General features: G+C 65.9%; 12 protein-coding genes and 1 pseudogene. 12 read left to right on the forward strand and 1 reads right to left on the reverse strand.

Annotation, left to right across the window (positions count from 1 at the left end; genetic code table 11):
• The first annotated feature begins 179 nt into the window (after window positions 1–179).
• The 7 genes from AC1D1T_RS25440 to fliR are packed head-to-tail and all read left to right on the forward strand — an operon-like array spanning window position 180 to window position 4,489.
• Complete coding sequence (locus tag AC1D1T_RS25440) at window positions 180–785, forward strand: flagellar basal body-associated FliL family protein (protein ID WP_465111049.1); 606 nt, start codon at window positions 180–182, stop codon at window positions 783–785.
• Window positions 786–819: 34 nt separating this feature from the next.
• Window positions 820–1,824, forward strand: coding sequence for a flagellar motor switch protein FliM (gene fliM / locus AC1D1T_RS25445; RefSeq protein WP_047500482.1), 1,005 nt, complete (start codon window positions 820–822; stop codon window positions 1,822–1,824).
• 28 nt (window positions 1,825–1,852) lie between these two features.
• Complete coding sequence (gene fliN / locus AC1D1T_RS25450) at window positions 1,853–2,251, forward strand: flagellar motor switch protein FliN (protein WP_369820469.1); 399 nt, start codon at window positions 1,853–1,855, stop codon at window positions 2,249–2,251.
• Between the two features lie 3 nt (window positions 2,252–2,254).
• Entirely contained in the window at window positions 2,255–2,608 is a 354-nt protein-coding gene (locus tag AC1D1T_RS25455) for a FliO/MopB family protein (protein WP_047500487.1), read from the forward strand.
• Window positions 2,609–2,630: 22 nt separating this feature from the next.
• Window positions 2,631–3,389, forward strand: a complete 759-nt coding sequence (gene fliP / locus AC1D1T_RS25460; protein WP_477826692.1) for a flagellar type III secretion system pore protein FliP — start codon at window positions 2,631–2,633, stop codon at window positions 3,387–3,389.
• 19 nt (window positions 3,390–3,408) lie between these two features.
• On the forward strand, window positions 3,409–3,678 hold the full coding sequence (fliQ, locus tag AC1D1T_RS25465; protein WP_047500495.1) for a flagellar biosynthesis protein FliQ: 270 nt from the start codon (window positions 3,409–3,411) through the stop codon (window positions 3,676–3,678).
• 49 nt (window positions 3,679–3,727) lie between these two features.
• Window positions 3,728–4,489: a flagellar biosynthetic protein FliR gene (gene fliR / locus AC1D1T_RS25470; RefSeq protein ID WP_465111050.1), complete on the forward strand. Its 762-nt coding sequence runs from the start codon at window positions 3,728–3,730 to the stop codon at window positions 4,487–4,489.
• A gap of 159 nt (window positions 4,490–4,648) precedes the next feature.
• Here fliR and AC1D1T_RS25475 read toward each other — a convergent pair whose 3' ends face one another.
• A complete protein-coding gene (locus tag AC1D1T_RS25475) occupies window positions 4,649–5,161 on the reverse strand; it encodes a hypothetical protein (protein WP_477826691.1) in 513 nt (170 codons plus the stop codon).
• A 197-nt stretch (window positions 5,162–5,358) separates the two neighbouring features.
• Here AC1D1T_RS25475 and flhB point away from each other — a divergent pair, with 197 nt between their 5' ends.
• From flhB to AC1D1T_RS25500, 5 genes and pseudogenes are all read left to right on the forward strand, one after another.
• On the forward strand, window positions 5,359–6,507 hold the full coding sequence (flhB, locus tag AC1D1T_RS25480) for a flagellar biosynthesis protein FlhB (protein ID WP_477992719.1): 1,149 nt from the start codon (window positions 5,359–5,361) through the stop codon (window positions 6,505–6,507).
• A gap of 84 nt (window positions 6,508–6,591) precedes the next feature.
• The gene (locus AC1D1T_RS25485; protein ID WP_477839034.1) at window positions 6,592–7,122 is read left to right on the forward strand and encodes a cytochrome P460 family protein; all 531 of its coding nucleotides are present in this window, start codon (window positions 6,592–6,594) and stop codon (window positions 7,120–7,122) included.
• A gap of 61 nt (window positions 7,123–7,183) precedes the next feature.
• The gene (flhA, locus tag AC1D1T_RS25490) at window positions 7,184–9,265 is read left to right on the forward strand and encodes a flagellar biosynthesis protein FlhA (protein ID WP_477827773.1); all 2,082 of its coding nucleotides are present in this window, start codon (window positions 7,184–7,186) and stop codon (window positions 9,263–9,265) included.
• 53 nt (window positions 9,266–9,318) lie between these two features.
• Complete coding sequence (locus AC1D1T_RS25495) at window positions 9,319–9,912, forward strand: nucleotidyltransferase domain-containing protein (RefSeq protein WP_477827772.1); 594 nt, start codon at window positions 9,319–9,321, stop codon at window positions 9,910–9,912.
• A gap of 255 nt (window positions 9,913–10,167) precedes the next feature.
• Window positions 10,168–10,503: pseudogene (locus AC1D1T_RS25500) on the forward strand (flagellar biosynthesis protein FlhF); the annotation flags it as partial.

Below are 10,503 nucleotides of genomic sequence, written 5' to 3' on the forward strand. Positions count from 1 at the left end.
CCCGCGTGTCGGCCGGCGGGGTCGACCTCTACGCCTGAACCCGGCGGCCGAACGGCGTGGTTTTCACCCGCTTATCGCGCTTTAGGATTTCCGCCCGTTTTCCATAATTTCCCCATTGCAACCCGCGAGTGCGGCGCCGTCGTGGCGCTGCCGAGCGGGCTCCAACGAGGGAWATGTCCATGTCCACTGCCGTCGCCGACGCCCCTGCCGGTGCAGCCCCGAAGGGCAAGAAGAAGCTGATCATCATCGTGGCCGCCGTGCTCGCGCTGGTGGCGGGCGGTGGTGGCGCCGTCGTGGTGATGAAGAAGAAGGCCGCCGCGGCCGCCGCAGCCGCCGAGGAAGAAGACGGCGACGATGCCGGTGCCGCCGCGCCCGAGAAGCACGCCAAGGACGAGCACAAGACGGTCCCGACCTTCGTGCCGCTGGAGGTGTTCGTCGTCAACCTGGCCGACAAGGATGCCGAGCGCTTCGCGCAGATCGGCGTCACGCTCGAGGTCGACGACCCGAAGTTCGCCGAGCAGCTGAAGGTCTACATGCCGGCGATCCGCAGCGGCATCCTGATGGTGATGTCGCACAAGACCTCGCAGCAGCTGCTGGACGGCAACGGCAAGATCCAGCTCGCCAAGGACGTGATGCGCGAGGCGGTGCTGCCGCTGGGCATCGAGGTCGACGCCGATGACGCCGACGACGACGCGTCCAAGGGCAAGAAGGGCAAGAAGAAGCGCAAGGCCGCGGTGCACAACCCGGTCACGCACGTGCACTACTCCACCTTCATCATCCAGTGACGCCGCATCCGGTCGTCACCCTCAGGCCCACCCCATGAACCAGCAGATCCTTTCGCAAGACGAAGTCGATGCGCTGTTGCAGGGCATCACCGGGGAAAGCCAGAAGCTGGAAGAGGAAGAAGTCCAGCACGGCAGCATCCGCAATTACGACATTGCCAGCCAGGAGCGGATCGTCCGTGGGCGCATGCCCACGATGGAGATCATCAACGAGCGCTTCGCGCGCAACATCCGCATCGGGCTGTTCAACTTCATCCGCAAGAGCCCGGAGATCTCGATCGGCGGCATCAAGGTGCAGAAGTACAGCGCCTTCCTGCGCGAGATCGTGGTGCCGACCAACTTCAACATCGTCTCGGTGCGTCCGCTGCGCGGCAGCGGGCTGGTGGTGTGCGACCCGACGCTGGTGTTCGCGGTGATCGACTCGCTGTTCGGCGGCGCGGGCAAGTTCCACACCCGCATCGAGGGCCGTGATTTCTCGCCGACCGAGCAGCGCATCATCACGCGCCTGGTCGACGTGGTGACCGAGGAATACAAGAAGGCCTGGCACGGCATCTACCCGCTCGAGCTGGAATACCAGCGCTCGGAGATGCAGCCGCAGTTCGCCAACATCGCGACACCGAGCGAGATCGTCGTGGCCACCAGCTTCACGCTGGAGATCGGCGACACCACCGGCACCATCCATTTCTGCATCCCGTATTCGACGCTGGAGCCGATCCGCGACGTGCTGTATTCGACCATCCAGGGCGACAGCAACGAGCCGGACAAGCGCTGGGTGAACCTGCTGAAGCAGCAGATCCAGTCGGCCGAGGTCGAGCTGGTGGCCGAGCTGGCGCAGGCCCCGGCCACCGTGGAGCAGCTGCTGTCGTTCAAGCCCGGCGATTTCATCGAGCTCGACCTGCAGGCCGGCATCCAGGCCAAGGTGTCGGGCGTGCCGGTGTTCGATTGCCACTACGGAACCTCCAACGGCAAGTACGCCTTGAAGATCGATCAACTGTTGACCGGCTCGTCGATGAGCTGGTTGGGGGAAAACAATGTCAGCTGACAACGCAGCGCCGTCCGAAGAGGACGCGATGGCCGCCGAGTGGGCCGCCGCACTCGCCGAGACCAAGCCCGAGACCGCCTCCGAGGTGCAGAACGCGGCCGAGCAGGTGTCGCCGGTGGCGTTCACGAACTTCGCGTCGGGTGCGGGGCCGTCGGCGCCGAACGACATCAACATGATCCTGGACATCCCGGTGCAGCTCACCGTGGAACTGGGTCGCACGCGCATCCCGATCAAGCACATCCTGCAGCTGGCGCAGGGCTCGGTGGTCGAGCTCGACGCACTGGCGGGCGAGCCGATGGACGTGCTGGTCAACGGCTACCTGATCGCGCAGGGCGAGGTGGTGGTGGTGAACGACAAGTTCGGCATCCGGCTGACCGACATCGTGACGCCCAGCGAGCGCATGCGCCGCCTGAGCAAGGGTGCCTGAGCGATGTCGCCTGCGATCACGTCGTTCATGTGGTTCGTCGCGATCATCGCGATGATCCCGGTGGCCCTGTGGCTGCTCAAGCGCACGCCGATGGGCGGTGCCGGCGGGCTGGGGGTGATGCGCAGCGTGGCTGCGCTGCCGCTGTCGTCGAACCAGCGCCTTGTCACTGTCGAGGTGGGGCAGGGCGACGAGCGCCGCTGGCTGGTGCTGGGCGTCACGGCGCAGAACATCACGGTGCTGCACAACATGGCGCCGCAGAGCGAAGCGGCGCCGCCGCAGATGCCGGCGGTGCATCCCGCCTTTGCGCAAATCTTGTCGCGTTTCCGTCGTGACCAGGGGTCGACCGGTGAACGCTGAGCATTTGTTTTCTTCGGCCCGCGTGCGCCGCATCGGCACGATCGCTGCCTTGACGGTGTTGTCGGCCGTTCCTGCAGCGGCTTTAGCGCAGGCTGCGCCAAGCGGTGGTGCCGCGCTGCCGCTGCTGGTGGGGCAGGGGGCGGGCGGCACGAGCTACTCGGTGCCGATCCAGACGCTGCTGTTCTTCACCGCGCTGTCGTTCCTGCCGGCGGTGCTGCTGATGATGACGGGCTTCACCCGCATCGTGATCGTGCTGAGCCTGCTGCGCCAGGCGATGGGCACGCAATCGGCGCCGCCGAACCAGGTGATCGTCGGGCTGAGCCTGTTCCTGACCTTCTTCGTGATGAGCCCGACGCTGGACAAGGTCTACGCCGATGCCTACCAGCCGTACTCCGAGAACAAGATCGCCTTCGACGAGGCGCTGAAGCGCGGCGAGGTGCCGATGCGCGCCTTCATGCTGAAGCAGACGCGCCAGGCCGACCTGATGCTGTTCTCGAAGCTCGCGAAGGTGGATGCCGCGGTGAAGGCCGCCGACGTGCCGTTCAAGGTGCTGGTGCCGGCCTTCGTGACGAGCGAGCTGAAGAGCGCGTTCCAGATCGGTTTCCTGATCTTCATCCCGTTCCTGGTGATCGACATGATCGTCGCGAGCGTGCTGATGAGCCTTGGGATGATGATGCTGAGCCCGGTGCTGGTGGCGCTGCCGTTCAAGCTGATGCTGTTCGTGCTGGCCGATGGCTGGAACCTGCTGCTCGGGTCGCTGGCGGCCAGCTTCTCGACCTGAACTCACTGAAGAGATTCCGATGGATTCCCAACAAGTCTTCACGCTGGGCCAGCAGGGCCTGTACCTGCTGCTGATGGTGTCGGCGCCGGTGCTGCTGGTGGTGCTGGGCGTGGGCCTGCTGGTCAGCATCTTCCAGGCGGCCACGCAGATCCACGAGCAGACGCTGTCGTTCGTGCCGAAGATCGTCGCGGCGGTGGCGGTGCTGATGTTCGCCGGGCCGTGGATGCTGACCACGCTGGTCGAGTACGTGCAGCGCACGCTGACCGCGATTCCGTCGGTGGTGGGTTGAAAGAAGCCGTTCGCCCTGAGCCTGTCGAAGGGTTGGTGCCGAAGAAATCATGCTCACCTTCACCGACGCCCAACTCGCCGCCTGGCTGACGCCGCTGCTGTGGCCGTTCATCCGCGTGCTGGCGCTGTTCAGCAGCGCGCCGCTGCTGTCGCAGAAGAACGTGCCGGTGCGGGTGCGGGTCGGCCTCGCGTTCCTGATCACGATCAGTGCGCAGGCCTCGCTGCCGGCGATGCCGGTGATCCCGCTCGATTCGCCGATGCTCTATGCGGTGGTGCTGCAGCAGGTGCTGATCGGCATCACGCTCGGCTTCTCGGCGCGCATCGTGTTCGCCGCGATCGAGTTCGCCGGCGAGCTGGTGGGGCTGCAGATGGGGCTGAACTTCGCCGGCTTCTTCGACCCGATGAGCGGTGCCGAGGGCAACGCGGTGGGCCGCTTCTTCGGCATCATCGTCGGCTGGCTGTTCATCATCATCAACGGCCACCTGCTGATGATCGCGGCGATGGTGCAGAGCTTCCAGGCCTTCCCGGTGACGGCCGAGCCGTTCAGCGCCCTGCACGTGCTGCAGCCGCAGCTGTGGGGCGCCGAGGTCTTCAAGCTCGGGCTGTGGATCGCGCTGCCGATGGTCACGATGCTGCTGTTCGTGAACCTGGTGATGGGCGTGATCTCGCGCATCGCCCAGCAGATGAACATCTTCGCGGTCGGTTTCCCGATCACGCTCGGCGTCGGCCTGGTGGGCGTGCTGCTGACRCTGCCGATGATGCAGGCGCCGTTCACGATGGCGCTGGAGCAGATGCTGAGTAGGTTTCAGTAGGCGAGTCTGGCGGGTGAGTTGTGGTCGATCGTCGGGGAAAGTTTCAGACGCGCCTGTCGGCATCGCAGCTGGAGACGCGTCATCGGGCCTGCTTTTCCTTRGCCTTCTCAATGATCTTCTCCAGGACGGCGGCGTACCGTTCCTGATCGTTTTGCGAGTTCACGAGCTCCTTCGCAAGTTTCTTGAAGGTCTTGGAGCGATGACCTTTGAGATAGTCGGCGATGGAGGCCAGGAGCTTGCCAGGCCGGGGGCGTTCTTTGGCGCGTGGGTGAAGAAGTCGACGTCTGAGGTCAGAAGGAGCTGGTTGTTTGCTCTTGTGACAATCATTTCCAGCGTCGTTGGCGGGGGGCCGACTCTGGCAGGGCTGCACAGACCGGTCTTGATCAGTGCCATTTCCATGGCAAGGATTTCCGTGATCAGCTCGGGTGGTAGATAAGGTTGCCCGGAAAGTTTCGTCATATGACACGCCTGCCAATAGAAGTAGGGGCCTTGTCCGGGCAAATGTTTTGCAAACGGAGTCGGAGTGACCGGAGCCAGTTGCTTCCGTTCTTTGACTGCGTCCCGCACGCACTGCCGCGCCGCTTCCCTATGTTCCTCGGTGACGTTGAACTCTATCCGGGGCAAGATCCCCATAGGGCGAACTCGATCGGAAAGCTTTTTGATGATTTGCATCGATGTCCTTCGGCAGGCAAGTTGGTGAGAAGACAGCTCTGTCACGCACGCTGCGTTTTGGTTCAACGAAGTTGATCTTCGGACGAGGGACCGTTTGTCCATAGCTAGCGCGAAGTGACAGGTCTTTTGCCTCTTCTTCTCGCTCAAGTTCACGGGCCACCCCGGAACAATCGCGGCAGCGCAATTCCGCCCCCGCCATGTCCGACCAAGACCGCAACCTGCCCGCCTCGCAGCGAAAGCTCGACAAGGCCCGATCCGAGGGCCAGGTCGCGCGTTCGCGCGATCTGTCGCACTTCGCGGCGATCGCGGTCGGCGGCGCGGCGCTGGTGGCCGCGGCGCCGCTGCTGTCGCGCTGGCTGAAGCAGCTGCTCGCCACCGGCCTGCAGTTCAACGCCACGATGGCGAAGAACCCCGAGGCGATGGGCGAGCGGCTGGCAGAGCTCACGAGCAAGCTGATCTGGGTCGTGCTGCCGATGGGCCTCCTGATGATGGTGGTCGGCATCGCCGTCGCGGTGGCGGCCGGCGGCTGGGTCTGGACGCTGAAGCCGCTCGCGCCCAAGTTCGACAAGTTCAACCCGATCACCGGCATCGGCAAGCTGTTCTCGAAGCAGCAGCTGATCGAGGCGATCAAGGGCGCGGTGCTGGCGCTGATCCTTGGCACGATCGGTGCGATGTACCTGCGCTCGCACGTCGAGATGTTCGCCGGTGCGCTGTCGATGCCGCTGCCGCAGGCGCTGTCGCACGTCGGCAGCACCATCGTCGGCGGCATGCTGCTGGTGCTGCTGGCGCTGGCCGTGTTCGCCGCCGTTGACGTGCCGCTGCAGCGCCAGTTGCACGCGATGCGGCTGAAGATGAGCCACCAGGAAATCAAGCAGGAGCACAAGGAAGTCGAAGGCAACATGGAGATCAAGGCCAAGATCCGCGCCCGCATGCGCGAGATGGCCAATCGCCGGATGCTGGCCGCCGTGCCCACTGCCGACCTGGTGGTGATGAACCCGACCCACTATGCCGTCGCGCTGAAGTACGACGAAGGCAAGATGGGCGCGCCGCGTGTCGTCGCGAAGGGTGCCGACCTGATGGCCATGCGCATCCGCGACACCGCGAAGGAATCGAAGGTGCCGGTGCTGCAGGCGCCGGTGCTGGCGCGTGCGTTGTACGCCCATGCCGAGGTCGACCGCGAGATCCCGGCGGCGCTGTTCGCTGCGGTCGCGCAGGTGCTCGCCTACGTGTACCAGCTGCGCGCCGCGCTCACCGGCCGCGTCGCGATGCCGGGTGCGCTGCCAGAACTGAACGTGCCGGCCGAGCTCGATCCGCACCACAAGCCCGGGCCCGCGGACGGGGAATGAATGTCAGGTTGACTCGGCTCTGCACGCCACACCATCATCGCCACCCCCCAACCGACGCAGCCATGCGCCACGAGAGGAGTTGCCATGAAGAGATCCCCTTCCATCCTGTTCGGCATGTTGTTGTTGGTCGCCGGCTGCGCCCAGCCGCCGGCATCGGCCCCGGTGAATGACAACGAGCTGCCGCTGCCTGCCGGCTACAAGGCCTGGCCCAAGTTCCTCTCCGCGGTGCAGCGGCCCGACGTCAAGCAGGTGCGCGAGATCTACATGAACCCCGGCGCGGCCAGCGCCACCGCCGCAGCCGGCTTCCCCGACGGCAGCGTGATGGTGATGGAGAACTACGCCGCCCAGGTGGCGCCGGACGGCAGCCTGAAGACCGGTGCCGACGGCAAGCTGGTGAAGGGTGACCTGCTGCGCGTGTTCGTCCACGCCAAGGGGGCCGGCTGGGGCCGGAGCGCGCCCGAGGCCCTGCGCAACGGCAACTGGGTCTACGCGAGCTACCTGCCGAATGGGCAGAAGAGCGGGGACGACACCGCCGCCTGCCGTGCCTGCCACCTGCCGCTGGCGGCGAAGGACTTCGTGCACCGCTACGACGAGCACTTCGCACAGCAGAAATAGCGCTGCCTTTGCCCTGCTGATCCGGCTCAAGTCCCGGCCGGGGTCCGGAACAATCCCGGGCATGAACGCATTGATGAAGCAACTGCAGGGCTGGCTCGGGCCGCACGCCAAGGCGATCAAGGCGCTGATGGCGCCGGTCTTCATCATCATGGTGCTGTCCATGATGGTGCTGCCGCTGCCGGCCTTCGCGCTCGACCTGCTGTTCACCTTCAACATCGCGATGGCGCTGATGGTGATGATGGTTGCCGCGTACATGGTGCGGCCGCTCGATTTCTCGGCCTTCCCGACCGTCATCCTGCTGACCACGCTGCTGCGGCTGTCGCTGAACATCGCCTCCACCCGCGTCGTGCTGCTGCAAGGCCACACCGGCCCGGGCGCGGCCGGCAAGGTGATCGAGTCGTTCGGCCATTTCCTGATCGGCGGCAACTTCGCGGTCGGCCTGATCGTGTTCGCGATCCTCGTCGTGATCAACTTCGTCGTGGTGACCAAGGGTGCCGAGCGCATCGCCGAGGTCGGCGCGCGCTTCACGCTGGATGCGATGCCCGGCAAGCAGATGGCGATCGATGCCGACCTGAACGCCGGCCTGATCGACGAGAAGGAGGCCAAGCGCCGCCGCCTCGAAGTGGGCAACGAGGCGGAGTTCTTCGGCTCGATGGATGGTGCCAGCAAGTTCGTGCGCGGCGACGCGATGGCCGGCCTGCTGATCCTGTTCATCAACATCATCGGCGGCTTCATCATCGGCGTGGCGCAGCACGACCTGTCGGCGTCGCAGGCGGCCGACAGCTACATCCTGCTGGCCATCGGCGATGCGCTGGTGGCCCAGGTGCCGGCGCTGCTGATCTCGGTGGCGGCGGCGATGGTGGTGTCGCGCGTCGGCAAGGAAGAAGACGTCGGCACGCAGGTCGCGAGCCAGGTCTTCAATTCGCCGCGCGTGCTGGGCATCACGGCCGGCGTGATCGGCCTGCTGGGCATCATCCCGGGCATGCCGCACCTGGTGTTCCTGCTGATCTCGGGCAGCATGGGCTATGCCGCCTGGTGGATGAACGAGCGCAACAAGCGCGTGAAGAACACCCCGCCGCCGGCCGCGCCGGTGGCCGAACCGAATGCCGAGGCCAGCTGGGACGACCTGCAGCCGGTCGACACGCTGGGCCTGGAAGTGGGCTACCGGCTGATCACGCTGGTCGACAAGAACCGCGAGGGCGACCTGCTGCAGCGCATCAAGGGCGTGCGGCGCAAGTTCGCGCAGGATGTCGGCTTCCTGCCGCCGCCGGTGCACATCCGCGACAACCTGGAACTCAAGCCCAGCATGTACCGGCTGACGCTGCGCGGCGCGGTGGTCGGCGAGGGCGAGGCCTTCCCGGGCATGCTGCTGGCGATCAACCCGGGCGGTGCCACCACCCAGCTGATCGGCACCCGAACCACCGACCCGGCGTTCGGGCTGCCGGCCGTGTGGATCGAGGAGCGCCAGCGCGAAGCGGCGCAGATGAACGGCTTCACGGTGGTGGACTGCTCCACCGTGGTGGCCACGCACCTGTCGCACCTGATGCAGCTGCACGCGGCCAAGCTGCTCGGCCGCGTCGAGACGCAGCAGCTGGTCGAGCACGTGACCAAGCTCGCACCGAAGCTGATGGAAGACGTGATCCCGAAGATGGTCGGCATCGCCAGCCTGCAGAAGGTGTTGCAGCTGCTGCTGGAAGAGGGCGTGCACATCCGCGACATGCGCTCGATCGTCGAGAGCCTGGCCGAGCATGCGGCGGTGGCGAGCGAGCCGGGCGAGCTGGCGCGGCGCATCCGCATCAGCCTGGCGCCGGCCATCGTGCAGCAGATCTACGGCCCGGTGAAGGAGCTCGAGGTGATCGCGCTGGAGCCGGAGCTGGAGCGCCTGGTGACGCAGGCGTTGAATTCGCCGCACGGCGCGGTGCTCGACCCCGGCGTTGCCGACACTCTGACGCGCAGCGCCGCCGCGTCGGCCAAGCGCCAGGAAGACCTCGGCCACCCGGCCTGCCTGCTGGTGCCGGACGTGATCCGCGCGCCGATGGCCCGGCTGCTGAAGCGCGCCGCGCCGCGGCTGCGGGTGCTGGGGCACAGCGAGATTCCGGAGACGCACTCGATTCGCATCGGGTCGATCATCGGCGCCAACTGATCGCGTCTCCTTTGCTGTTGATTCGACAGCATTTGCTGTAGAATTGACAGCAAATGAGCGACGTCCTGACAGCCCTGTTCGGCAGCAAGACCAAGGCACGCATCCTCGAAGTGCTGTTGTCGAACCCGGACCAGGCCTATCACTTGCGCGGCCTGGCCCAGGCGGCCGGCACGGATTCGGGCAACACCAGCAAGCTGCTGCGTGTTCTGGTCGAGGGCGGGGTGGTGCGAGCGCTGCCTGAGAGTCCATCGACGCGGTATTCGATCAACCTCGATTCGCCGCTGACCGAGCCGCTTCGATCCTTGTTTGCCCGCGCCGGCTCGCTGATGGAGGATCTTCGTACCAGGGCGCAAACGCTGGCCGCCGCCTACATTGCGGTCTTCGGGTCGCAGGCAGCAGGAACGGCAGACGCACTCAGCGACGTGGACGTGCTGGTCGTCGGTGAGTTGAGTTCGGTGTCCGCCCAGGCAGCCTTCAAGTCGGTCGGCCGCCAGCATCACAAGAGCATCAATGTCGTGGTCGTGTCGCCTCCCGAACTGGCGCTCCAGCTGAGCGCGGGCAGTGCGTTCTGGGCTTCCGTTGCAGCGGGACCCCGGGTCGACCTGAAGGGAACGTGGTCCGACCACACAGCCTTGCTGTCGCGTTAGCACCGCGGAACAGGGGGTCTTTCCCCCCTCTCATCCCTCTCAAGTTTCCGCCCCACCCCGGAACAATGACGGCACGCATCCACCGCGTCCGTCCATGACCTCTGCCTTCCTGTCCACCGCCGTGCCCCCTCGGCACGAAACATCCCAAATGAAGGGATTTACGGTGGCTCATCCCCGGACCGCGGCCGGCTGCGCTCTCACACACTGGATGCCATTGCTTGCCACTGGTTCCTGCTCGATCTCCTGGAGCTCCCGATGAACGTCAAACGCTTCACCGCCCGCACTTCGCGCGACGCCCTGACCCTGGTCCGCCAGGCTTTCGGCGAAGACGCCGTCGTGCTCTCGACCAAGCCCTGCGCCGAAGGCGTCGAGGTGCTGGCCATGGCGCCGGAAAGCGTTCAACAGATCGAGCGCCTGTCGGCCGCCGGTCCGATCCCGCCGTCGCCCCCGGTCGCGAAGCGCGCCGCCGCACCGCGCGCCCAGCCCGCTCGCCCCGCACCGGCCCCGCAACCGGCCCCCGCCCCGGCGATGGAAGTCACCGACGACGTCGCCCGCCTGTCGATGAGCACGCTGTCGTTCCAGGATTACGTG

This window comes from Rhizobacter sp. P2_H3, assembly GCF_056403355.1.